The sequence below is a fragment of the Bartonella sp. AP11XZML genome, assembly GCF_042196445.1.
Classification (GTDB): domain Bacteria; phylum Pseudomonadota; class Alphaproteobacteria; order Rhizobiales; family Rhizobiaceae; genus Bartonella.
Genome location: NZ_JBHIQF010000077.1, coordinates 189,543 through 214,920, shown reverse-complemented (window position 1 = coordinate 214,920; position 25,378 = coordinate 189,543). Strand labels below are relative to the sequence as shown.

Genomic DNA, 25,378 nt, shown 5'->3' with positions numbered 1-25,378 from the left:
TAGCATGTTTTTACGGCAATAAAGCTCCATCCTTAATCTCAAAGAATTCTGCGCGTCCTTTTAAGTCATCAAATAAAAGACGATCTGTTCCTGTCATAAATGTTTGTACAGCTAAATCATCAAGAATATCAAATAGAGCAGCACGTCGATGCGAATCAAGATGGGCAGCCATTTCATCAAGAAGAAGAATGGGAGATCTTTCCGACATCATACCTGTTAGACGTGCATGACACAAAACTAAACCTGTTAGCAGCGCTTTTTGTTCACCTGTTGAACAAGATGTTGCTGCTCTATTTTTATCAGCATAAAAAACCTGCAAATCTGCACGATGTGGTCCTTCTAACGTCCGACCAGCAGCACGATCCATTGCGCGATTATGCCGCAATCGATCACAAAATTGTTCTTCAACTTCAGTTGCTGATATTTCACTAAGAGCTGTTTCTAAAAAACCATCAATTTGCAAAAAAGCTCGTGGAAAAGGTATCTGTGAGGGCATTTGTGTAAACATGTCATTTAAAAGACGAATAACATCAACACGCGCCGCAGAAATAGCTGTCGCCAATTCTGCCATTTGCTTTTCTAAAGCATCAAACCAAGCACAATCTTCATTTCCATCTAAAAACAAACGATTACGTGCGCGCATAGCTCTATCATAATCGGCTATGCGGCGCCTATGCAAGGGATCAATCGCCAAAACCATACGGTCCAAAAAACTACGGCGCTCAAGTGAAGGACCTGTAAAAAGACCATCCATAGACGGTGTTAGGACACTAATATGACAATAATCTGTTAGGCAATCACTCGACTCATTCACACCATTAATATGGACCTTTCGACTGTTATCGCTAACCTCAAAAGCTGTACCAATCTTTACTTCACCATAAAGAGCGCATTCAAGACGCGCAAATACAACAAATCCTCCACCATCACCATCTACAAAGCTAACGTCAGAATAAACAGCACGCCGCAAACCACGACCAGGAGAAAGAAAAGATAACGCCTCTAAAAGGTTCGTCTTACCAGCACCATTATGGCCAGTAAAAACCACATGCTGACCAGAAAAATGAATATTGAAAAAAGAATAATTGCGATAACGTAAAAGCTTCAGCTGCCTCACTGCCACTTTGTGCACATGACTGGCCATGCATTGCAAAACAACTGCCCCTAAACGCGAATAGGCATCAGTACATAGAGCACATCCGCATCATCATTATCACGAATCAGAGCTGGTGCTCCAGCCTCAGCCAACATAAAAACCATCTCATCACTTGAAAGCTGCCCAGCAATATCCAAAAGATAACGTGAATTAAATCCTATCTCAAGCGGTTCAGATGCATAAGTTACTGATAATTGATCTTCTGCACTGCCCGAATCTGGGCTATTAACAACAAGCCTTAACTGTCCATGCTCAATCGTTAATTTAACTGCACGCCCCCGATCACTTGAAATCGTTGAAACACGATCAACTGCAGAAGAAAAGTCCTGCCTATTAACAATTAATTCTTTATCATTTCCAAGAGGGATAACACGTTGATAATCTGGAAATGTTCCATCAATTAATTTTGATGTAAAAATCACAGAGCCTATAGAAAAACGAATTTTTGTCTCCGAAAGCTCTATACATACATCGCTATCATTTTCTTCTGAAAGAAGTTTTTGCAATTCTCCTACAGCTTTACGGGGAACAATAACACCAGGCATTCCCTCAACTCCCGAAGGAGCTTCCATCTCAACTTGTGCCAAACGATGACCATCAGTTGCAACCAAACGCAATTTCAAAACACCATCATTAATAATATGGAAATAAATACCATTAAGATAATAACGGGTTTCTTCAGTAGAAATGGCAAATTGTGTACAATCAAGTAAATGTTTTAAGCCTGATGCCGATAAAGAAAAACGATAACCAAATTGCCCAGGAAGCGACTCTGGAAAGTCTGACTTCGGAAGACATTGAAGCTGAAAATGTGCACAACCCGAAACAACGGACATTGTACCTGCTTGATTCTCATCGAGGGATAATACAACTTCATTGCTATCAGGAAGTTTTCGAATGATATCATAGAGCAAATGTGCCGGAACAGTTGTTGCTCCAGCTTGTTTAACATTAACTGCAAAAGATTCCATAACCTCTAAATCAAGGTCTGTTGCTTTTAACTGTACACGGCCATTTTCTGCATCAATCAACACATTCGATAAAATAGGAACAGTATTACGGCGCTCTACCACACGGTGAACCCGACCAAGAGACTTGAGAAATTGACTGCGATCAACTGTAATACGCATAAAAGCCCCGTATGATTTACTAAAAACTATAAGAATTCCTTAGAATTAAAGAATAGATCCCTTTAGAGAATCGCCTGCTAGAGTTTATTAAACCTCTCTTAAAATGGCAAGTCACTCCTGCATAAGAAAAAATAAATCTTTTCATTAAATTCTTTAAAGTCTCTCCAAAGAAAGAAACGATAAACACTATACAGCCTGTTCTCCAATCAACCGCTTAAGCAACTCAAGTTCCTTAGCCAAGGTCTGATCACCACAAACCAAATCTTCAATTTTACGCACAGCGTGTAAAACTGTTGTATGATCACGCCCACCAAAACGGCGCCCAATTTCTGGTAATGAGCGAGGAGTTAATACTTTTGCTAAATACATTGCAACTTGCCGTGGCTTCACAACCGTACGTGTTCGACGATTAGATAACAAGTCCTGTTTAGAAACATTATAATGGCGTGCTACCGTACGCTGAATTTCTTCAATCCGAATACGCTTAGGTTCACCAGGACGTGTCAAATGACCTAATAACTCATCAATCCGCTCTAAAGATAAATCAGACTCAAAAGATTGACGAAACAAGAGCTGATTAAACGCACCTTCAATATCACGCCCCGACCCTAAAACCGTTTTCGCAATATATTCCAAGATATCATCAGAAATTGATACCATGCCATCATCTTGTTGTGCCACCTTCAACCGCTGGCGCAACATTTGCAAACGCATTTCATAATCTGGTGCTTCAATTTCAAGAGCTACCCCTCCCTGAAGACGAGAGCGAACGCGAAGATCAAGCGATTCTAATTCTGCTGGTGGACGATCTGCAGCGACAACAACCTGTTTTGCACTATCAAGCAACATATTAAGCAAATGGCAAAACTCATGTTGTATCGACTTACCCTGCAAAAACTGCATATCATCAATAATCAAAAGGTCGATATCACGAAGCTGTTCTTTAAAAGAAAGAGCATCATTATCACGAATAGCTGTTGCAAAACGCCACATAAAATATTCAGCAGTTAAATAAATAACGCGCGCAGACGTTAAACGCTTCAATGCAGAAGCAGCAATCGCTTGAAGCAAATGTGTTTTTCCTAAGCCAACAGATGCGTGAATAAAAAGAGGATTAAAACGCAAAGCACTTTTATGCCCCTCTGCAATGGAACGCGCAGCTGCTAAAGCAACACGATTAGAAGCCCCCTCAACAAAACTTTCAAAAGTATAGCGAGAATCAAGTGGAGATCCAAAAACTCCCGTTTGAGAACTCTTAACTGAATGCTCTGCACAACTTTCAACAAAAGATGAAGTCGCTTGCTCCTCTAGCACAGCAGAAGGAACACTTCTTTTACAAACGACGTCTCTTGAAACGCGTTCCATACCACGAACAATAACTTCAACACGAAGAATTGCTGAATTCTCTTGTTTCCATAAATGAGTCAAAAGAGAACCATAGTGATTATTAATCCATGAACGTAAAAAAGCTGTAGGAACAGAAAGCTTTACAAGAGTATGGCTATATTCAGCAAGCTTCACACGTCCAAACCAACTGGTATAAGCCTCAACACCAACCTGCACCTTTAATTGCGCCATAACACGTATAAAAGCCGCCGCACTTTCCTCCTCTGAAACAATAGAATGCCCTATAGAAGCATTTCTACAAACGTCCTCATCACTCTCTGTCATCCTATTCTTTATTATGTTCTCTGCCGACAGGATATTCACCGAAACCCTTTTAAAGGAACTAGCTTTAGAGTTCAATTTATCCACCATCTTCCATCCTGATAAAAATAAAATTTTGTCCTGCCAAACAACTAAAATAAATCTAGCGAAGGCAAAACGCCCTACCCCAAATAAGATTACTCACCCTCCCCTAGGATAGCCTCATCACAACCCCACTAACAAAGATGACCAATAAGATTTACTTGCACTCATGATATGACCCACCCTTCTAAAATGGTAAACATATCCATTAAGAAAACTAAAAAACCGTCAGAAAACCTCTCCAACACAAAAGTTTCGAAAAGCCTAAATCAAAACATCTTGTATTCAACAAAATACAGAATAATGCGCTGATGTGACCCCTTCATGCTTCTTAGTCTTCATAAGAACCATACAAAACAGCAGAGGTAAAATGCAAGAGGTCAAAATAAAATCAAAAAACCCGAAAAAAATGCTTATATTAATGAGGACTGAAAAAAATATTGATTCAATTCATTTTTTTTCTCTAAATTTACCAATAATTAAAGAATCTCTTCAGATTTAAAAAAAAAAATAAAATGCTTGACAAAAAAGACTCTGTACAAATCCACAAAGCTTGTGGATAACCATACCTCCCCCTATAAACTTTCTCTCCTTTTTCAAGTGGAGAATCATTATCGATTCTTATTTTCAATAGAAACTTTTTGAAATAATAAACAAAAAGCCAGCATCCTCATGGATACTGGCTTTGTTCTCAATTAAAGGAGAAAAGCTTAAACGCTGAGAGCCTTCAAACGTTTAGCTAAACGCGATACTTTCCTCGCAGCAGCATTTTTATGAAAAACCCCTTTAGAAACTGCACGCATAATTTCAGGCTCAAAATTCTTAAATGCAATCTCTGCAGATGCCTTATCGCCACCCGCTAAAGCATCATCAAACTTACGTATAAAAGTACGAACGCGTGAACGGCGGGCCTTATTAACCTGTGTGCGCGCCGCAACCTTGCGCACCGCTTTTCGAGCAGAAGGTGTATTCGCCATAAATATAATCTCTCTTTCAACACCTTGGTAAAATAAGTCTCAATAACAACTCTACCAATATAAATAAATCCAACCCAAGCAAAACTATAAAGCTGCCTATAACCGTGTGGGTTATAGCGCAATCCTAAAGCTAACGTCAATTAGATTTTCAAAGATAGCCATAAAAAAACGAAGCCAAACTCTTTGATCCGCAACTTTATAGCTTAATAATAGATATTCCTTAACAAACAAAAGAATTTAAACGGCTAACTTACGCAAGACATATTGCAAAATTCCACCATGATGCAAATAATCTAGCTCATCTTCAGTATCAACACGGCATAATAATGGAACGGTTTTTACCGTACCATCAGAAAAAGTAATTTTCGCTACAGTCTTTTGACGAGGTTTCAAGTTATGAATCCCTTCAATTGTCACCTTTTCATCTCCCTTTAAGCCTAAAGATTTCCAACTTAGCCCCTCCTCAAAAACAAAAGGGACAATGCCCATACCAACAAGATTAGAGCGATGAATCCTTTCAAAAGACTGCACAATCACTGCTTTGACACCAAGAAGATTGGTCCCCTTGGCAGCCCAATCGCGAGATGATCCATTACCATATTCAATACCTGCAAAAACAACGAGTGGAATACCTTCTTGTTTATACGCCATTGCTGCATCGTAAATGGTTTGTTCTGCCGCTGACGGATAATGAACCGTATAACCTCCTTCTCGACCATTTTCCCCTAACATGAAATTACGAATGCGAATATTGGCAAAGGTCCCACGCACCATAACTTCATGATTCCCACGACGCGTTCCATACTGATTAAAATCAGCCACTTTAACACCATGATCCATTAAATATTTTCCGGCAGGAGAAGCTGCTTTAATAGAACCAGCAGGAGAAATATGATCCGTCGTGATTTTATCACCAAATAAACCTAAAATCCGTGCATCTTTAATATCTGGTAAGATATCAGGTGTTTTCTGCATATCATCGAAATAAGGTGGATTGCGTACATAGGTGGATTGCTCATCCCAAGAATAGGTAGAACCCGTAGGAATCTGAACTTTTTGCCAATTTTCATCTCCCTTAAAAACATCTGCATACTTTTCGGCAAAAACCTTCCGCGTGACATTTTTTTCGATAAACTCCTGTATTTCTTGAGAAGTTGGCCAAATATCTCTCAAATAAATGGGGTGGCCATTTGAATCTTCACCTAGAGGCTCCTTGGTTAAATCTTTACACACCGTCCCGATGAGCGCATGTGCAACAACTAACGGTGGTGAAGCTAAATAATTCGCTTGCACATCAGGGGAAACACGCCCTTCAAAATTACGATTTCCTGAAAGAACCGCAGATGCAATTATACCATTGTCATTAATCGTTTTGGAAATAGCTGGATGCAAAGGACCAGAATTACCAATACATGTTGTGCACCCAAATCCTACTAAGTTAAATCCTAATGCATCTAAATCTTTTTGCAGACCCGAATTTTGAAGGTAAGCTTCAACGACTTGTGAACCAGGTGCAAGAGAAGTTTTTACCCATGGCTTACTCTTAAGACCCTTTGCCACAGCATTTCGTGCCAAAAGACCCGCTGCAATAAGAACACTTGGATTCGATGTATTCGTACACGACGTAATCGCAGCGATCACCACATCACCGTGACCAAGCGTATATTCTTCACCCTCAACCTGATAACGCTTATCTTGTCCAGAAGTCTTCTTATAGTCTTCGACCAATGCCTTCTCAAAACCCTGCCCAACATTTTCCAATGCAATACGTCCTTCAGGACGTTTAGGACCAGCCATAGAAGGGACAACGGTTCCCATATCTAATTCAATTGTATCACTAAAAATGGGATGAGCCACCATTTCATCATGCCACATCCCTTGTGCTTTGGTGTAAGCCTCCACTAAGGCAATCCGACTTTCATCACGCCCTGTCATATTGAGATAACGCACTGTCTCCTTATCAATTGGGAAAAAACCACACGTTGCTCCATATTCAGGTGCCATATTTCCAATCGTTGCCCGATCAGCAAGCGTCATATGCTCCAAACCAGGACCAAAAAACTCAACAAATTTACCGACAACACCCTTCCGACGTAGCATTTGGGTCACCGTTAATACGAGATCGGTGGCTGTTACACCTTCCTTAAGTTTACCTGTTAGACGAAAACCAATCACTTCAGGTAACAACATAGAAACAGGTTGGCCTAACATTGCTGCTTCTGCTTCAATACCACCAACACCCCAACCTAAAACCCCTAAACCATTTACCATAGTCGTATGCGAATCAGTTCCCACACAGGTGTCAGGATAAATCGTCTCACAGCCCTCTTCATTCTTCATCCATACACATTGTGCTAAATATTCTAAGTTAACCTGATGACAAATCCCTGTTCCTGGAGGAACAACGCGAAAATTTTGAAAGGCTTGTTGCCCCCATTTAAGGAAACGATAGCGTTCACCATTGCGTTCATATTCATGCTCAACGTTTTCCTTAAAAGCCATGGAATTGCCAAAAGCATCAACAATAACTGAGTGATCAATGATGAGATCAACGGGAATGAGAGGATTGATTTTTTCAGCGTTACCGCCAAGTTTAACCATAGCATCACGCATTGCAGAAAGATCAACAACTGCTGGAACACCTGTAAAATCCTGCATAAGAACACGTGCAGGACGGTAAGCAATTTCTGCCCCAGCGCTCCCTTTGTCGTTTAACCACTTAGCAACATTGAAGATATCCTCTTTTTTAACTGTGCGACCATCTTCGAATCGCAATAAATTTTCGAGAATAACTTTCATCGAAAACGGTAAACGAGAAACACCTTCAAGTCCGTTCTTCTCCGCTTCAATCAAGCTATAATAAGTATATTCTTTGCCACCAACATTTAATACTCTACGACAATTAAAGCTATCAATTTGAGTCATGACTGTCCACCCTCATACTATAACCACCCAATTTCCAGGAATGAACAACACAAACTACGAGTCAAGGTCGCAGCTTGAGCGCAGACGCAATTACCTCCGCCATCCATTTCCCCTCCACCCTCTAGGCATAATGCGGAAATCAGCGCCAGAAACCATTTTACACCAGATATTGATGTAAGGTATCCCTTATAGAACTATTTCTAGAACTATTCTAGGTACAATTGCATAAAAAATGTGTTTTTTATTCTATAATGCAATTAAAGAATATGAAAATAAAAACAAAATAGGCAATCACATGGTGTTATCAGGAAAAGATTTAGCCGCTTACAGAAACGAGGAAATTCTGTTTCAAGGTCTTTCTTTTTGTTTATTTTCACAGCAACTTATGACAATCACCGGTCCTAATGGTATCGGAAAGTCTACATTACTCCGAATCATTGTCGGTCTTCTTGAAGCTGCTGAAGGTCATATAATACTTAAAGACCATGATCAAATATACCCTGTTGCAACTGCTTGTCATTATCTTGGTCCTCAAAATGCTATGAAACCTCTCTTATCTGTCATTGATAATTTGCAATTTTGGGCAGATTTTTACGGTCAACATTTACGTTTTGCGCATGAAGCTCTTGCCGATATTGGTCTTTCTAACCTTGAACATTTACCCTTTAAGGCTCTGTCAACTGGACAACAAAGACGCGTAGCTATTGCGCGCCTTTTGCTCTCCTATCGTCCTCTTTGGATTTTAGATGAACCAATATCTGGGCTTGATAACCATGCTCAAAAACTCCTTGCTCGTATTTTCCAGCGTCATCTCAATCAAGGAGGTATGATTATCGCTGTAACTCATAATTCCATAGGCATTCCAGAAAACCATAAAATCGCTCTGGAAAAATTTTTACCTCTCTAGGAGAGAATAAAATGAAAGCACTGTTCTGGCGTGATCTTAAACTATTATTAGCGCTACAAGCCACTTCACTAACAGGATTATTGTTTTTTATCGCTGTTGTTGTCATAACCCCCTTTGCCATTGGACCAGATCCCAAAACTCTTGCACAAATAGGACCAGGTATATTGTGGTTTGGAGCCCTTCTTGCAGGACTCCTCAATCTGAACAAACTTTTCCAAATCGATCGCGATGATGGTAATCTCGACCAATTTATCCTTTCAGGAAAAAGACACAGTTTTACACTAATTGTCTTTACAAAATGTCTTGCCCATTGGGTAGGAACAATGCTTCCTCTTATTTTTGCCACACCTATTTTAGCCCTCATGCTCCATTTAGATGTAGTAATAACTTTTACAACAATACTTACCCTTTTATGCGGAACACCAGCTATTATTTTTATTGGTGCTATAGGCGCTGCACTCGCAACCTCATTGTTGCACAGTACTTTGCTTATTTTTATCATTATCTTGCCGTGGATCATTCCAATTATGATTTTTGGTGTTTCCGCTGCTACAGCCCCAATAAACCCAAATACCTCTTTTCTCACTTCTCTAGCTCTTCTCAGCGCTTTTTCACTTCTTTTGAGTCTCTTTAGCTCTTTTGTTGCTGCGATAACGCTTAAACTTTTATCAGAATAATAAAAGATGATTGCCGCATAGCAAAACTCTGCCTATTATGAATTTTATGAATAAACTATCTCGTACATATAAAATCAGGTTACTCCCTGCAAGTTTCACCCTTTTCATGAAAATAAGCAGAGTCGTCTTACCTTGGTTGGCTGGCATAACATTGTGTTTCCTTATCTTAGGGCTTATTCTAGTGATGCATTCCCCTGATGACTATCAACAAGGCATTACTGTTAAAATTATGTACCTTCATGTACCCTTTGCGTGGTTGTCTACATTCTGCTATGTAACGATGAGTGCAGCGGCTTTAGGAAATCTGATTTGGAAATATCATCTTGCTGATGTAGCACTTAAATGTGGAGCGCCTATTGGGGCAATTTTTACCGCCTTGGCTCTCATGACAGGAGCGCTTTGGGGGCGACCTACATGGGGAACATGGTGGGTCTGGGATGCACGATTAACATCAGTTTTAATTCTGCTTTTTATCTATCTCTCCATTATCCTGCTTGGGCGTGCTTTTGACAACCAAGTAAAAGCCGCTCGTGCTACTGCAATTCTTACACTTGTTGGATTTGTTAATATCCCTGTTATTAAATTTTCCGTTAATTGGTGGAATACATTGCATCAACCAGCATCATTGTTACGTGCTGGAGGATCAACAATCGACAATGCTATGTTATGGCCCCTTATAACAATGCTCTTTTGTTTCATCTTTATGTTTATTGCTCTTTATTTGATGGCTATGCGAAATGAAATCAATCGTCATTATATCCGAATACTTCAGATTAAAAAATCCCGTCGTGCACAACAACAGGACGCTTCATCATGCTCGACCTAAATGGCATCCACGGCGGACTTTTAGGAAATCTATCTCAGAAAATTGATTTTTTCCTGAGCACCCTTAAACACGAGCAAATTGTTGTTTTAAGCTATGTGCTTTCTGCAATATGCCTCTTATGTCTTATTGGATATATTCTTTGCAAAGCCCTATACCAAAAAAAAATTCTCCAACAGCTAAACAAAAAAGAGCTGTCCCAAAAAGAAAAGTATAATGAAAAACATCCCTCCAAAACTTAAAAAAAATATATCTTTACCTGTTCTGCTTGTTTTTTTGGGACCATTTGTGCTTTTTCTTCTTCTCATGATGTTTTTTTTCAACTTTATGGGTAAAAAATACCTTCAAGATTCTTCTCTTCTCCCAAATGCATTGGCTGAAAAACCTGCCCCCAATATTCATCTTCCTCTTCTTGATAAAGAAAGTTATCTCAATTCAAAACAGTTTAAAGGACGTGTTACATTGGTCAATTTTTGGGGCTCTTGGTGTTTGCCCTGTCGCGAAGAGCATCCTATTCTTATGCAAATTGCACAAGATAAACGTTTTGATCTGATTGGTATTAATTACAAAGACAATAAAACAAACGCCCTGCGCTTTTTAAACAGTTTTGGTAATCCTTTTAAATTTATTGGCTTTGATGATTCAGGATATACAGCCATTGATTGGGGAATATATGGACCTCCAGAAACCTTTCTCTTGAATAAAGAGAGCATCATTATTGCCAAACATGTTGGTCCCTTAACATGGCAAATTTATCAAAAAAAAATTCTACCAAAAATTGAACAAGCGATTATGACAGAAGAAAAATAATGCAGGTTTGTAAAAACATAACGTTTTATCATGCTATGTATGCTATTTTATTTATACGGCCACGTATTCCTCTCAGAAAAATTTGACAAGAGTATTATCATTGTTGATTCAAAAACATGTGTAAAGAAATATCTGTAGAACAAACCTCCAAAATATGACAAAAATTTTAAGTAGTTTTCATTTTTCTTTAGAGATTAAATATCTGTTTGGGAGCTTTATTTTTGATTATTTGAACAAAACAATATTGCTATAGAACCATCGTTAGCTTAGTGACAGCAACCAACTATTGTTTTCAAAATCATATAGTATTTTTTCTCCGCTTTTTTATCTGAAATACACATTGTTATGAGGGGACTTCACCACTATTCTCATCTTTATAAAATAATAAATCTGCTCTTTTGCAGCGTCATTGTTATATTTATTCCCATTACACTTATCTGTTCGTAATAGACTCCATAAAGTCTATATTGAATCTATACATTCTTATTCTCTCGATAATTTCCCTTATGGTTATAACTAATAAGCTTGATTGAGTCTTAATAAGATAAATTCGAGTAAGAAAATATGGCTACAATCAAAAAGTCTCATTTAACAGAGAAGATAAGTTATGAGTACATAATCAATTTATCAATGAACATTATAAAAGAATTCATTGTAAGAAATAAACTTTTGAGATGTAAAAAGTACACAAGAAGCTTTTTCGAGAGGAGAAAATATATTTTACAGAGAACTCTTTTTTAAGCACTCTATGACGTAATTACTGATCTCAACAGAACGATCACTCGTATACACTAAAAAAACTCTAAGACAAGAAATATTCTAGAAGTTCATATGAGCTTATACGTAAACTTTTATGACGCAAATAAAATAGGCTTTTGTTGCAATCATCATTTTTTATGAAAAATATTTGATTATGTTTTTTCTTCTAAAAATTCTTGCGGTGTAAAACAATATGTTTTTGAGCAAAATTCACATGTGACTGAAATATATTTATTTTTAACCATTTTATTGCGTTCATCAATAGAAAAGCCTTCTAGAATTCCTTTAATTTTTTCGTGTGAACAAGAACATTGATCGACAAGAGAAAAAGGGTTAAAAACTCTAATACCTTGTTCATGAAAAAGACGGAACAAGAGCTGTTTACTACCGACTTGGGGATCTGTTAATTCTGAACTTTCAATCGTTGCCATGAGTATTTTAGCTTCCTGCCATTGGTTATCCAATTGGGTATGAGTTTTCGTTTCTTCTCGCTTTTGATGAGGGGCATCTATTTTATGATGAGACGATTCTTGGGGTAAAAGTTGGATCAAAATACCTCCAGCTCTCCAGCTTTTCTGCTGTTTTCCTTGTTGGTCACGATTAATTAATATAGCAACAGCCAGACGGATATCGGTAGGAATTTGTTCTGATTGATCAAAATAAATACGAGAAGCTTCTTGTAAATTTGATCCATCTAATGCAACTATCCCTTGATAGGGTTGCATATGGGGACCTTGATCAATTGTGAAAGCTAAAGTGCCTTTTCCTAAAAGTGTTTCTGAAGAGGTTTGACCATTGTCTATGGCTTGTTTAAGCTGTTCTTTATCAAAACGAGCGTATCCACGTAAACTTGAAGGAGGCAAAAAATCGCTCACCAACATATTAACTGGTCCATCGGAATGAGTTTGTAAAATAAATTTTCCCGTAAGTTTTAGAGAAGTTCCAAACAGAACCGTTAAAAGTAAAGCTTCTGCTAGAAGATAAGAAACCGGTTCAGGGTATTGATGTCTTGTGAGAATAGAATTTAAAGTTTCCCCAAGTTGTACGGCACGTCCACGGATATCAAGTTCTTCAACTTGAAAGGGAATAACACTATCATCTTCATGCAAGAAGTTGTTGTTGAGAGAGGCTTCATCTTTAGCTTGTTCACTCATAGCTTTGCCTTTTTTATATAATTTGTTGTAGGGAGGCTATTGTGGAGAGAAAAACGCATCTTGTAAACACCAAGAAAGAATTGCTTTTTGAGCATGAAGACGATTTTCAGCCTCATCGAAAACAACGGAGTGCGGTCCATCAATCACAGAATCAACCACTTCTTCACCACGATGAGCAGGAAGACAATGCATAAAAAGAGCATCAGATTTTGCTAATTTCATGAGAGATTCATTGACTTGATAAGGCTGAAAAATAGAATGACTGCGAGCACGAAATTCTTGTCCCATGGAGACCCATGTATCGGTCATAATACAATCAGCATCTTGAGCCGCTTTTTGGGGATCATGGGTTAGCATAAGATGTGCTCCCCGCTCACGTGCCCAATGTACAAATTGTTCCCGTGGTTCACTGCCCTTTGGTGTGGCAATACGCAAATGAAAACCAAAAAGAGCTGCAGCTTCAATTAAGGAATGAAGCACATTATTACCATCCCCCATCCACGCAAATATTTTGCTAGCAATTGGCCCCCGATGCTCCTCATAGGTTAAGATATCTGCTAGAATTTGGCAAGGATGTGTATCATCTGTAAGGGCATTAATGACAGGAATTTGTGCATATTGTGCCAATTCGAGCATACGTTGGTGTTTCGTTGTTCGCAATATCACGATATCCACAAAACGGGATAAAACGCGCGCCGTATCAGCTATGGTTTCACTATGACCAAGTTGCATCTCTGAACCCGTGAGCATGATTGTATCTCCGCCAAGCTGGCGCATACTGATATCGAATGAAATACGGGTTCGTGTGGATGGTTTTTCAAAAATCATCGCAAGTGTTTTACCTATAAAAGGTTTTGAACCTTTTCCTGCTTTAAAAGATGCTTTAAGGATCTTTGCATAATCGATCAGTGCACGTGCTATTGCTGGCGTTAAAATGGATAAGTCCGTGAAATGACGAAGAGCATTTGTCATGTGTGTGATATTTGTCTTTCTTTGTTTACTTGTGAAAGATACGCTATTGCTTTTTCAATACGATGTAAACTTTCATCTATTTCTTCTTCCCTAATGATAAGAGGGGGCAATAAGCGCACAACGTTGTTGTTGGCTGCAACGCTTAAGAGATATTCATTTTCCAAAGCATTAACGACAAGATTTGAAGGTACAATACACTGAATACCCAACATAAGCCCCATCCCCTGAACTGCGCAGATAATATCAGGATAGATATTGAGAATGTGCAAAAGTCCACTTTTTAGTTTATCCCCCATACGCTGAACATGGTTAAGAAAACTTGGCTCTAACAAAACATCAAGAACACTATTTCCTACAGCCATTCCAAGAAGATTTCCTCCAAAGGTTGAGCCATGTGTCCCAAGTGTCATGCTTTTTGCAACTTTATCCGTTGCAAGGCAAGCACCTAATGGAAATCCCCCTCCTAATCCTTTTGCGAGGGTAAGAATATCAGGCGTGATATCACTCCATTCATAAGCAAAAAGCTTTCCTGTTCGTCCTATACCCGTTTGGACTTCATCTAAAATCAATAACAGACCATTATCATCGCATATTTTGCGCAAAAATCTTAAATATTCATGAGGGACCGTTCGTATTCCTCCTTCTCCTTGAATAGGTTCAATAAGAATAGCGGCGGTATTTTTATTAATAGCGTTACGCAAAGCGACTTCATCACAAAAAGGTACTTGAATAAATCCACCAGCTTTAGGTCCAAAGCCTTCAAGATATTTTTCATGCCCAGTCGCAGCAAGTGCAGCAAGTGTACGTCCATGAAATGCCCCTTCAAAAGTAATTATTTCAATGCGTTCTGAATGACCAGCAGCATAATAATAATGGCGTGCCGTTTTGAATGCGCACTCCAATGCTTCAGTACCTGAATTGCAGAAAAAAACCTTATCCGCAAAACTATTTGCACAAAGCCGCGTGGCAAAAGATGCTTGTTCAGGAGATTGAAAAATATTAGAAACATGCCAAAGTTTTTCAGCTTGTATTTTGAGCGTATCAACCAATTTTGGATGTGAATACCCTAATGCGTTAACAGCAATACCAGATGTGAAATCAAGATAATGTTCTCCTTTATCGGAAATAAGCCATACACCATGCCCTTGTTCAAAATGCAAATTTCGTCGTGCGAAGCATTCATAAAGTGGTTGTATAGAGACGACATCCATCATAATTCCCTTTATATTTTAGTCTTTTCAATATATATACAAAGCAACACTACAAATAAAACAGCATGGTATATTTCGTTACGGTGCTTTCAACATTTCATTACGATTAGTGATTACACCTATAGAATAGATCATTACACCAATTGAAAAAAAGTCAATGAAGGTTCTACAAATAAGCATTTTGGGAAAAAGCCTTAAACAAAAGTGAAAGTTTAACCTATGATTGATTTGCAAGTTGGGGAAAACATTCTAAATAAACTCTTCAAGAGGTAAAGACTCTTGTCATAGAGTGAGTGCATATTGTAATTTACAATATAATAAGCAAGATGATGTGTTTTGATTTGTAAATCCACAGGTTGGATGATTTTTTTATGCTCACGTAGAGTGTAAAGTTCTTTCATTCAGCGTAATGAAAACATTATTTAAACATTTGAAGATGCAACGGGGGAGAGCATCTTAGTGACGTAATCGGAATGGAGTGCTGGTATGGGTTGGACATGTGAACGCGTTGAGCTTCTTAAAAAGCTTTGGAGTGAAGGGTTAAGTGCAAGTCAAATTGCTGCTCAATTAGGTGGGGTCAGCAGAAATGCAGTCATCGGCAAAGTACATCGATTAAAGTTACCAGGACGTGGTAAGACAGCACAAGGAAGCACGCGTGCGCAAAAAACTCCCGTGGGAAGCAGCAGCCCATCATCTCCACGTGTGCGTCGCAACACATCCACGGTATCGCCAATAAACACATCATCTGTAAGTATTGAAGAAACAGCTTTAAAGACAGAATTTGTAGTGGAAGATGTAAAAGAAGTTGATATGTCCACAAAATCCAATGTCGTTGTGCCTATATCACGTCAACTTAATCTTCTACAATTGAGTGAAAATACATGTAGATGGCCGGTTGGCGATCCATTATCAGCAGATTTTCATTTTTGTGGTGCAGATTCTGATGAAAATAGCCCCTATTGTGCCTTTCATGCTAAGCTAGCATTTCAACCAATATCTGAAAGACGTCGGATAAGAGTGTAATATCCTCAATTGAATCTCGTATTCTACGCCTTCTGCGCTTCGCTATTAAATTTTAATTATCGAATTATTATGAGAAAGAAATTTAATGGAGCTTTTAATAAATGAAAAAATTTCTTCATGAAACTATTCAACGAAACTGTATCTTTTGGTGCTATTGCGCAGCTGTGTGTTGTAAAGTTATATTCCTGTTTATTTTCACAATTTTCTTTAATTTAGTTGTACTGCTTTTAACACTATCCATAGCGACATCTTTTGAATGAGCTAGTTTCTCAATTTCTCATGTTTTTATGCTTCGTGTATTTATATAGAGTAATGCTGTGGTTTATAAAAATAATTTATCGCTTTGCAACCTGAATGAGATCCATTTATATCTCTCTCATTTTAAGTCCTCTTATATTGAAACAATCAAAATCTTTTGTTTGGGCGTCACGAGCGAGATGAGAACTGTGGAGAGTTAAAAACACTTAAAGAAAAGCATGCCTCTTATAAATGCTTTCAAGTGCCAAGGACTTAAAGGGTTGTTGCAACATTGGGAGATGGCAAAGTGTATAATGATGCCAGATTGCTCTTTTATTAAGTATAAAGATAGGGGGGTGCTTCATGGATTTATCGTTATACCCTTCACGGATGCCGTCGCAAAATAGGCTTGGGAGCGTTGAGAGATGTTTCTTTAAAACAAGCCTGTGAATACATGCAATTCAATGTTATTCTGTTTTGCGTGAGGGATGTGCCCCGTTAAAGAATGCGATAAACAAAAGCGTGAAGCAATACGTAGAATGTAAAATAATATCTTTATAATTTTTTATAAAAAATTATAAAGAAGGGAATATTGTATTCAAGGCTCTTACGAAATATACAAAAACAATAAATTATAAGTATAAATAAATATAAAATTTAGAGCGACCACAATAACATCACTTTCCTTCTCCCGACACAAAACGGCGTAACCAAACATAAAGCGCGCCTTCTCCGCCATGCTGACGCGCTGCTTGTTCAAACGCGTGGACATAATATCGAAAAGCTGGTGTTGATAACCAATACGGAACAAATCTATACAAAGCTCCATCGCTCCCAACGGATCGTCCTTTTCCTGTAATCACAAGGACATAACGCAATCCTCTCTGCTGAGAGGACTGTAGAAATTTTTTTAAGAAAAAATAAGCTTCTTCCTGCATATAACCATGGAGATCAAGACGCGCCTCAAGAGGACAACGACCTTGGGAAATTTTACGATATGCAACATGATCAAAGAAATGAATCTTTTGTTCTTGTGTAACTGACCTCTTTTCTCTTTTAATAATTGTCGAGGGTTGTTGATTTTCCTGAGACAATGAGGAGATTTGAGTTACAGGCTGTTTTTTATCATTAATATTTGCAATAGTTTCTGAAGTAGAAGAGAGCATCTTACCGTGAAGCGGTGTTATCGTACGACAAACCATCTCCCATAAAAGACGATCTTGTGGAGCCAATAAATCTCTTTTTTGTCTCCATTTACTTGAGGACATTTTAATTTCTCATAAATCATTGAATGCTTATGGAAGAAAAACAAAAAGTATTTTAATTTTCATTTTCTGTAGCAAAAAGCTTCCAGTTGGGATCTGACGATAAACTATTGCGAACAAAAGTCCAAATATCCCTGATTTCTACAATAGCATCAGGATCACCGTCTATACGCTCGCCCTGTTCATTATAAGTAACAGAAATCATTTCACTGACAATACGTATCGTTAAAAGTTCATCTTTTTCTTGTATTGCCGCCGCAACAAATTCGGCCTTATTAATTCCAACAAAAGTGAATTCTATTCTTTCTTTATTTTTTTCTCGTTGCTCAATAGCCATACAAAAGCTCTCAAAAACATCCTGACAAAGCAAGCTTTTAAGTTGATTGCGATCACCTTTGGCAAAAGCTGTTACAATCATTTCATACGCAATTTGTGCACCTTTTATAAAAAGTTGAGGAGAAAAATGAGGATCAATTCTATGAAATTCCCGCAAATTTTTATTCAAAACACTCCCCTCCGGTGAAATTTTATCAATTTCACTAAAGTCGTCTTTTTGTGAATTTTTCTGATGAGGGAACGAAACAATATTATCAGCCGTTTCTGCTTCAACTTGTTTTTTAGAACGTCGTGAATAAGGATCAAAGGGTGGCTTTTCAAACCCAATTCGTTTCCCTAATACATTACGGAGTTGCACAAAAATAACAACCATAACAACAAGAGCTATGACAAGTATAACGTCAAATTCCATAGGCGCTGTCAATCTCCAAAGCTTAAGTCTCTAATAAACATTGCAGTCAATACCATTTATCAATAAATATGTAAAATAAGGAATCTTATCATTCAAATATTTTTATAGATTTTGTATTTAAACGGAGTTCTCTTAAGAATTTCTCCCCCTACTCATCTAGAAGGAAACTTTCATGTGATAAAACTTTATTCTATAAATCCTCGTTTTTTTGTTGTTATCTTTCTTTGCATTCTTTTAATCGAGATTGCTGGTTTTATCTTTGTTGGTCAAGAAATTGGTATTTTGGCAACCTTGAGCTTGGTTATTCTCACAACCATAGTTGGGGTTGTTTTATTGCGAATTCAAGGGATTAGCCTCTTAAAAAATATACAAAATGAACTTATCCAAGGACGCACATTAGAGAATAATATTATTAATGATGCTTTCATCATGTTTAGTGCAATTTTACTTATTCTTCCCGGCTTTGTAACTGACCTCTTGGGAATATTACTTCTTATTAAACCAATTCGCTCTGTTGCTTGGCATTTCTTTGCATCATTAAAAAACAAAATGAATCCCAATACTAAAAGAAAAAATGACTCTGAAAAAATAATTGATCTAAAAGCAGAAGATTACACAATTCATGATACGACAGAATCTCCATGGCGCAAAAATGATGATAACCATTGAAATGCCTAAAAAATCTGTAACAAACTAAAAAAATATTCAAGATAAAGAGCGCATTTCTTGCAACCTTTTGCAAGGCGTGATAACCAATCTGGTCTTTAGATCTAAAATAAATATACATATTATAATGGAAGAGGTTTGTCGTATGGCCGAAGATGAAATGAATAACAGTGGTGGAGAGCCGGTTTTTGCTGTATTAACTCAATATTTAAAAGATTTATCATTCGAAAACCCTGGTGCTCCTCGTTCATTACGTGCACGTGAAAAATCACCACAAATTGATATCAATATTAACGTCAATGCTAACCCAATTGGTGATGACAATTATGATGTCGTTTTGTCTCTCTCCGTCAAAGCCAATGATGAAACTGAAACCTTATTTCATGTAGAACTTATTTACGGTGGTGTTTTTCACCTTAAAAACATTCCACAAGAACATGTTATGCCACTGGTCTTTATTGAATGTCCCCGTCTTTTATTTCCATTTGCTCGCCAAATTATATCTGATGCTACTCAAAGTGGTGGTTTTCCACCTTTGTGGATTGATCCTATTGATTTTGCAGCACTCTTCCAAAAGCGTCTTTCTGAAGAGCAAAAAGACAATCAAATACAGCCCTCTTAAAAAATTTATTTTTTTTGCTATCAAAAAGCCCCTTGATATATTATTGGTATATTAGGGGCTTTTTTCCTTTAGACGACTTTTGCGGCATGATAAGCCGCAAGCATTGCAATATTGACAACATCTGTATCGCTCCCACTAAACGGTACAATTTGGACAGATTTTTCCAATCCAATTAAAATAGGACCAATGATAGTTGCTTCACCGAGTTCTTGTAACATTTTGCTTGCAATGGAAGATGCGTGATATCCAGGCATAACCAAAATGTTAGCAGGCTCCGTTAATCCCATAAATGGATATTGCTGCATCAATTTGGAATTGAGTGCCACATCAGCACTCATTTCTCCATCAAACTCAAAATCAACTTTGCGTTCATGCAAAATATTAATCGCATCCTGAATTTGCTGCGTCGTCTTCCCTTTCATATAACCAAATGTAGAAAATGCTAAAAATGCTACCCGTGGTTGATATCCAAATCCTCGCACAAATGAAGCTGCTTGTTCAGCTATATCTGCAAGTTCTTCAGCATTAGGATTTTCATAAACGGCTGTATCCGTAATAAACACAATTCGTCCACGGCAAATAGCCATTGAAATACCAATCAATCGTTCTTTTGGTTTTTCATCAATTGCACGACGTATATCGATCAACGCTGTTTCATAATTGCGTGTCACCCCTGTAACCATTGCATCAGCATCTCCTAGTGCCACCATACACGCAGCAAAATAATTGCGATCATTGTTGATACGACGATGACAATCACGCAACAGCCAACCTTGACGCTGCATCTTTTTATAAAGATAATTCGCATAAGCATCTGTACGGCAAGAAAGCTTAGCATTCATAATAGAAATACCTTCACGCTCCAGATCAATTCCAGCGATAACAGCCGCTTCTCTTACTTGCTCTTCACGACCAACCAAAATAGCTTGTCCTAATTTTTGATGAACATAGGAAACGGCTGCTCGCATAACTTGCTCTTCTTCACCTTCTGCAAAGACAATTTGTTTTGGTGCTTGACGAACATGGTTATAAACTCCACGCATCATCGAGGAAGTAGGATCACGTCTCGCATTCAAATCGCGCTCATAGGCCTCTAAATCATCTATGTTCTTTTGCGCAACACCGCTTTCCATTGCTGCTTTTGCTACCGCTATTGAAACAACCGTAAATAAACGCGGATCAAAAGGAACAGGGATGATATAGTTAGGACCAAACTTTAATCGCTTTCCATAATAAGCTTCTGCAACGCTGTCAGGCACTTCTTCATGCGCTAAATTAGCAAGAGCCTTTGCCGCAGCAATCTTCATGTCTTCATTAATAACTCTTGCACGCACATCAAGCGCACCACGAAATATATAAGGAAAACAAAGAACATTATTAATCTGATTTGGATAATCGGAACGTCCTGTTGCGACAATGGCATCATGACGCACTTGCATAACCTCTTCCGGCGTAATTTCTGGATCGGGATTAGCCATAGCAAAAATAATCGGCTGGGGTGCCATGGATCTTACCATTTCAGGAGTAAGAGCACCTTTAGCAGAAACCCCAAAAAATATATCTGCACCTTCCATTGCTTCCATAAGCGTACGTTTATCTGTTTGAATAGCATGCGCAGATTTCCACTGATTCATTCCCTCTTTGCGGCCTTCATAGACCACACCCTTTGTGTCACATAATATGATATTTTCGGAACGAAAGCCCATCGCTTTAATCAATTCAATACAAGCAATCCCTGCAGAACCAGCACCATTACAGACTAACCGCGTATTTTGCATATCGCGCCCTGTTAAAGTCAAAGCATTGAGAACACCCGCAGCAACAATAATCGCTGTACCGTGTTGATCATCGTGAAAAACAGGTATATTCATCACCTCGCGTAGGCGGCTTTCAATCATAAAGCACTCTGGCGCCTTAATGTCTTCAAGATTAATTCCACCAAAAGAAGGTTCTAAATGGCGCACCAAATTGATAAAACTTTCTGTATCGTTTATATCAATTTCTAAATCAATGGAATCAATATCCGCAAAACGCTTAAACAACACTGCTTTGCCTTCCATGACCGGCTTAGAGGCAAGTGCCCCTAAGTTGCCTAACCCTAAAATAGCGGTTCCATTTGAAATAACAGCAACAAGATTACCTTTTGCTGTATAATCATAAGCTAGCGCTGGATTTTGAGCAATTGCCTTAACTGGAACTGCAACACCTGGTGAATAAGCAAGTGCTAAATCATGCTGTGTTGCCATAGACTTTGTTGCAATAATCTCAAGCTTTCCTGGTCGACCACGACTATGAAAATCTAGAGCTTCTCTTTCGCTCGCACTGTAAACAGTTTGAGACATTTTCTGATCCTGCTCGCTCTTTTTCATCTCACTTTATTTTCTCCAAAAACAGTGTAAATTTTGCTTGATAATGCGTATAGTCATTAAATTTGATTCATATATTAGAAATCGCTATTCTTGCCTTAGCAAATCTGATGATGCGTTGCAATTTAGAGATAAATAGATATTGAAGTAAACAAAAAAGAGTAAAAACTTCACTTAAAGGAAACAGGCCTCGTACAAATGGATAAAAAAAACAATCATAAAAATAATTTAATTCCACAGCCTGCCTCCCCATCTGCTTCCTCTCAAGAACGTCTTACACCTATGATGGAGCAGTACATAGAAATCAAAGCCGTCCATCATGATTCCCTTCTCTTTTACCGAATGGGGGATTTTTATGAATTATTTTTTAATGATGCGATTGAAGCTGCTCAGGCTTTAGGAATCACACTCACAGCACGCGGAAAACATTTAGGACAAGATATTCCTATGTGTGGTGTTCCCGTTCATGCTGCAGATGATTATTTACAAAAACTGATTGCTTGTGGTTATCGCGTTGCTGTTTGTGAACAAATAGAAGATCCTGCTGAGGCAAAAAAACGGGGCTCAAAATCTGTTGTTCGGCGTGATGTTGTTCGCCTTGTAACCCCTGGAACGATAACAGAAGAAAAACTCCTTGATCCAACACGCGCAAACTATTTGATGACACTCTCCCGTATAAAAACCGGAGATGGAGAAGAATTTGCCCTTTCTTGGATTGATATTTCAACAGGTATATTTCGTGTAACAGAAAGCCGCCAAGAAAAACTTTTAGCAGATATTATGCGTGTGGATCCACAAGAAATCATTGTTTCTGATTCATTTTTTCATGATAAATCTCACAAGTCACTTTTTAGTGTTCTTGCTCGTATCGTTTCACCTCAACCTGCTTGTCTCTTTGAGACACTCACCGCTGAACGCGATATTTGCAATTATTTTAAACTCTCAACTCTTGAAGGCGTTGCCGATTATTCACGCTGTGAACTCTCTGCAATTGTAGCTGCTATTCGTTATATCGAAAAAACACAAATCACGCATCGCCCTCCCCTCATGCAGCCTGAACGCCAAAATGAAAGTGCAACTCTTTTTATTGATGCCGCAACCAGACTAAGCCTTGAACTTATTCGAACGACATCAGGTCAACGGGATGGAAGTTTATTAAAAGCTATTGATCGCACTGTAACAGGAGGAGGATCACGCCTTCTTATTGACCGCCTTATTGCTCCCCTCACCACTCCTTCAGCTATTGATACGCGTTTGGATTCTATCGATTTTTTTCTACGTAATCCTTCTCTTGCAGAAGCGATAAAGCTTATTTTAAAGGGGGGACCAGATATGCCCCGCGCCGTTTCACGTTTGGCTCTTGGACGAGGAGGTCCCCGTGATATGGCGACAATCCAGCGTGGCTTTGAAATCATTCGTGAATTGCATCAACTTCTTGATAATGAGCTTCTTCCTCAAGAAATAAGTGATGTACAACAGGTGTTCTCAAACTTACCCACAGCGTTATACTTTCATTTAGAACAAGCATTAGCTGATGATCTCCCACTCCTTAAACGTGATGGTGGTTTTATTCGTTCCAATTATCATAAAGAGCTCGATGAAATGCGTGCTTTACGTGATGAATCTCGCCGTGTCATTGCTGAACTTCAAGCGCAATATGCCCAAAAAACAGATATTAAGACGCTTAAAATAAAGCATAATAATATTCTAGGTTATTTCATTGAAGTAACCAGTACACAAGCATCTGCTCTTACAAATAATCCAGAAGCTAAAGCACGTTTTATTCATCGGCAAACAATGGCAAACGCTATGCGTTTTACGACAACAGAGCTTGCTGACCTTGAAAGCCGTATTGCCCATGCTGCCAATCACGCATTGACACTTGAACTAGAGATTTTTGATATTCTCGTTCAGGAAATTACCGAACAAGTTGACTTTATTCGTAAAGCCTCTGAAGCACTTGCTATTTTAGATGTCTCTGTCGCTTTAGCATATCTTGCTGAAGAACAAGGATATTGCCGCCCTAAAATTGATCTTTCACTTACCTTTCATATCACAGCAGGACGCCACCCTGTCGTTGAGCAAGCACTCCGCAAACAAGCAGCAGAACCTTTTATTGCCAATAATTGTGATCTCTCTGTGCAAGAAAATCAGCAATATGCAGCAATCTGGCTGTTGACAGGGCCTAATATGGGAGGAAAATCAACTTTTTTGCGGCAAAATGCTCTTATTGCTATTATGGCGCAAATGGGGTCCTTCGTTCCAGCAACTTCAGCACATATTGGTGTCGTTGATCGCCTATTTAGTCGCGTTGGGGCTTCCGATGATCTTGCACGAGGGCGCTCAACCTTTATGATGGAAATGGTTGAAACAGCAACGATTCTCAATCATGCTAGCCACCATTCCCTTGTTATTCTTGATGAAATAGGACGTGGAACATCAACCTTTGATGGACTTTCTATTGCTTGGGCTGCTGTTGAATATCTCCATGAAGTTAACCATTGTCGTGCTATTCTTGCTACCCATTTTCATGAAATGACTGCACTTACCGAAAAACTTGACAGACTGCATAATGTAACCATGAAAGTCAAAAACTGGGATGGTGATGTAGTTTTTCTTCATGAAATCACACCAGGAGCTGCTGACCGTTCCTATGGTGTACAAGTCGCAAAGCTTGCTGGACTTCCCCCAGCCGTTATTACACGAGCAACAGATGTACTCCATCAATTAGAACAAAGCGAAATGGCTGGAAAAGGACATAAACTCATTGATGATTTACCACTCTTTTCTCTTAAAACAACATCTCCCGTCAATGAAGCAAAAAACAAACATTGTATACTTCACGAAGCTTTAAAAAATATTCATCCCGATGAACTCTCTCCTAAACAAGCTTTAGAAGCAATTTACCACCTCAAACAGCTTGAAAAGAGTAACCCTTTATAGAAAACAGATGTTATTTTTTATTAAAAAACCTTCTTAATAGGAGATAACGTAACCATTTTTGATATACCACAGCATAAACAGTTATTTATCGTATTCCCATCGCTTTTCTACATAATATATTTTGATAAGTGTAATTGCCTATAGGCAAAACCCTATGCATTATATTTCATATTTCCTTAGATTAATATTGGCTCTTATACAAAAAATTGGACAAGATCGACTATTTTTACAAGATAGTCGTTTTTTGTAAAGATTGTC

General features: G+C 38.4%; 20 protein-coding genes and 1 pseudogene. 10 read left to right on the top strand and 11 right to left on the bottom strand.

What is annotated here, in order from left to right; genetic code table 11:
* Nucleotides 1-10 precede the first annotated feature (10 nt).
* The 5 genes from recF to acnA all read right to left on the bottom strand — a co-directional run bounded on the left by recF (nucleotide 11) and on the right by acnA (nucleotide 7,937).
* Nucleotides 11-1,144, bottom strand: coding sequence for a DNA replication/repair protein RecF (gene recF, locus ACFIMG_RS08150; RefSeq protein WP_375678800.1), 1,134 nt, complete (start codon nucleotides 1,142-1,144; stop codon nucleotides 11-13).
* 20 nt (nucleotides 1,145-1,164) lie between these two features.
* Complete coding sequence (gene dnaN / locus ACFIMG_RS08145; RefSeq protein ID WP_375678801.1) at nucleotides 1,165-2,286, bottom strand: DNA polymerase III subunit beta; 1,122 nt, start codon at nucleotides 2,284-2,286, stop codon at nucleotides 1,165-1,167.
* A gap of 186 nt (nucleotides 2,287-2,472) precedes the next feature.
* Nucleotides 2,473-4,044 (bottom strand): chromosomal replication initiator protein DnaA, encoded by a 1,572-nt coding sequence (gene dnaA / locus ACFIMG_RS08140; RefSeq protein WP_375648581.1) that lies wholly within the window; start codon nucleotides 4,042-4,044, stop codon nucleotides 2,473-2,475.
* A 701-nt stretch (nucleotides 4,045-4,745) separates the two neighbouring features.
* Nucleotides 4,746-5,012, bottom strand: coding sequence for a 30S ribosomal protein S20 (gene rpsT / locus ACFIMG_RS08135; RefSeq protein WP_273790272.1), 267 nt, complete (start codon nucleotides 5,010-5,012; stop codon nucleotides 4,746-4,748).
* A 237-nt stretch (nucleotides 5,013-5,249) separates the two neighbouring features.
* Nucleotides 5,250-7,937 carry an aconitate hydratase AcnA gene (gene acnA / locus ACFIMG_RS08130; protein WP_375678802.1) on the bottom strand — a complete coding sequence of 896 codons (2,688 nt, stop codon included), beginning with the start codon at nucleotides 7,935-7,937 and terminating at the stop codon, nucleotides 5,250-5,252.
* Nucleotides 7,938-8,232: 295 nt separating this feature from the next.
* On the opposite strand from acnA, the gene ccmA reads away from it, so the two are divergent.
* The 5 genes from ccmA to ACFIMG_RS08105 are packed head-to-tail and all read left to right on the top strand — an operon-like array spanning nucleotide 8,233 to nucleotide 11,154.
* Complete coding sequence (ccmA, locus tag ACFIMG_RS08125; protein WP_375678803.1) at nucleotides 8,233-8,844, top strand: heme ABC exporter ATP-binding protein CcmA; 612 nt, start codon at nucleotides 8,233-8,235, stop codon at nucleotides 8,842-8,844.
* 11 nt (nucleotides 8,845-8,855) lie between these two features.
* Nucleotides 8,856-9,521 carry a heme exporter protein CcmB gene (ccmB, locus tag ACFIMG_RS08120; RefSeq protein ID WP_375678804.1) on the top strand — a complete coding sequence of 222 codons (666 nt, stop codon included), beginning with the start codon at nucleotides 8,856-8,858 and terminating at the stop codon, nucleotides 9,519-9,521.
* Nucleotides 9,522-9,567: 46 nt separating this feature from the next.
* Entirely contained in the window at nucleotides 9,568-10,347 is a 780-nt protein-coding gene (locus ACFIMG_RS08115; protein ID WP_375611426.1) for a heme ABC transporter permease, read from the top strand.
* On the top strand, nucleotides 10,335-10,586 hold the full coding sequence (locus tag ACFIMG_RS08110; protein ID WP_375628439.1) for a hypothetical protein: 252 nt from the start codon (nucleotides 10,335-10,337) through the stop codon (nucleotides 10,584-10,586). Before ACFIMG_RS08115 ends, ACFIMG_RS08110 begins: the two co-directional genes overlap by 13 nt.
* Nucleotides 10,561-11,154, top strand: coding sequence for a DsbE family thiol:disulfide interchange protein (locus tag ACFIMG_RS08105; protein ID WP_375628441.1), 594 nt, complete (start codon nucleotides 10,561-10,563; stop codon nucleotides 11,152-11,154). The genes ACFIMG_RS08110 and ACFIMG_RS08105 overlap by 26 nt, the downstream gene beginning before the upstream one ends.
* Before the next feature lie 911 nt (nucleotides 11,155-12,065).
* Here ACFIMG_RS08105 and ACFIMG_RS08100 read toward each other — a convergent pair.
* Genes ACFIMG_RS08100 through ACFIMG_RS08090 form a run of 3 tightly spaced genes read right to left on the bottom strand, consistent with a single transcriptional unit; the run spans nucleotide 12,066 to nucleotide 15,250 of the window.
* Entirely contained in the window at nucleotides 12,066-13,067 is a 1,002-nt protein-coding gene (locus ACFIMG_RS08100) for an Hsp33 family molecular chaperone (RefSeq protein WP_375678806.1), read from the bottom strand.
* Nucleotides 13,068-13,103: 36 nt separating this feature from the next.
* Entirely contained in the window at nucleotides 13,104-14,039 is a 936-nt protein-coding gene (gene argF, locus ACFIMG_RS08095; RefSeq protein WP_375678807.1) for an ornithine carbamoyltransferase, read from the bottom strand.
* On the bottom strand, nucleotides 14,036-15,250 hold the full coding sequence (locus ACFIMG_RS08090) for an aspartate aminotransferase family protein (RefSeq protein WP_375678886.1): 1,215 nt from the start codon (nucleotides 15,248-15,250) through the stop codon (nucleotides 14,036-14,038). Before ACFIMG_RS08090 ends, argF begins: the two co-directional genes overlap by 4 nt.
* Nucleotides 15,251-15,736: 486 nt before the next feature.
* On the opposite strand from ACFIMG_RS08090, the gene ACFIMG_RS08085 reads away from it, so the two are divergent.
* Both ACFIMG_RS08085 and ACFIMG_RS08080 read left to right on the top strand, forming a co-directional pair.
* Nucleotides 15,737-16,273: a GcrA family cell cycle regulator gene (locus ACFIMG_RS08085; RefSeq protein WP_375617530.1), complete on the top strand. Its 537-nt coding sequence runs from the start codon at nucleotides 15,737-15,739 to the stop codon at nucleotides 16,271-16,273.
* Between the two features lie 529 nt (nucleotides 16,274-16,802).
* A pseudogene (locus ACFIMG_RS08080) lies at nucleotides 16,803-17,052 on the top strand (Arm DNA-binding domain-containing protein); the annotation flags it as partial.
* 135 nt (nucleotides 17,053-17,187) lie between these two features.
* On the opposite strand, the gene ACFIMG_RS08075 reads toward ACFIMG_RS08080, so the two are convergent.
* Both ACFIMG_RS08075 and ACFIMG_RS08070 read right to left on the bottom strand, forming a co-directional pair.
* Nucleotides 17,188-17,778, bottom strand: coding sequence for a Smr/MutS family protein (locus tag ACFIMG_RS08075; protein ID WP_375678808.1), 591 nt, complete (start codon nucleotides 17,776-17,778; stop codon nucleotides 17,188-17,190).
* Nucleotides 17,779-17,830: 52 nt separating this feature from the next.
* On the bottom strand, nucleotides 17,831-18,523 hold the full coding sequence (locus tag ACFIMG_RS08070) for a Tim44/TimA family putative adaptor protein (RefSeq protein WP_375612823.1): 693 nt from the start codon (nucleotides 18,521-18,523) through the stop codon (nucleotides 17,831-17,833).
* 174 nt (nucleotides 18,524-18,697) lie between these two features.
* On the opposite strand from ACFIMG_RS08070, the gene ACFIMG_RS08065 reads away from it, so the two are divergent.
* The gene (locus ACFIMG_RS08065; RefSeq protein WP_375612822.1) at nucleotides 18,698-19,192 is read left to right on the top strand and encodes an FxsA family protein; all 495 of its coding nucleotides are present in this window, start codon (nucleotides 18,698-18,700) and stop codon (nucleotides 19,190-19,192) included.
* 142 nt (nucleotides 19,193-19,334) lie between these two features.
* The gene (gene secB, locus ACFIMG_RS08060; protein ID WP_375611417.1) at nucleotides 19,335-19,811 is read left to right on the top strand and encodes a protein-export chaperone SecB; all 477 of its coding nucleotides are present in this window, start codon (nucleotides 19,335-19,337) and stop codon (nucleotides 19,809-19,811) included.
* A 68-nt stretch (nucleotides 19,812-19,879) separates the two neighbouring features.
* On the opposite strand, the gene ACFIMG_RS08055 is transcribed toward secB, so the two are convergent.
* On the bottom strand, nucleotides 19,880-22,180 hold the full coding sequence (locus tag ACFIMG_RS08055) for an NADP-dependent malic enzyme (RefSeq protein ID WP_375678809.1): 2,301 nt from the start codon (nucleotides 22,178-22,180) through the stop codon (nucleotides 19,880-19,882).
* A 195-nt stretch (nucleotides 22,181-22,375) separates the two neighbouring features.
* Between ACFIMG_RS08055 and mutS the strand changes: the two genes are divergently transcribed.
* Nucleotides 22,376-25,120, top strand: coding sequence for a DNA mismatch repair protein MutS (gene mutS, locus ACFIMG_RS08050; protein ID WP_375678810.1), 2,745 nt, complete (start codon nucleotides 22,376-22,378; stop codon nucleotides 25,118-25,120).
* Nucleotides 25,121-25,378: the final 258 nt, after the last annotated feature.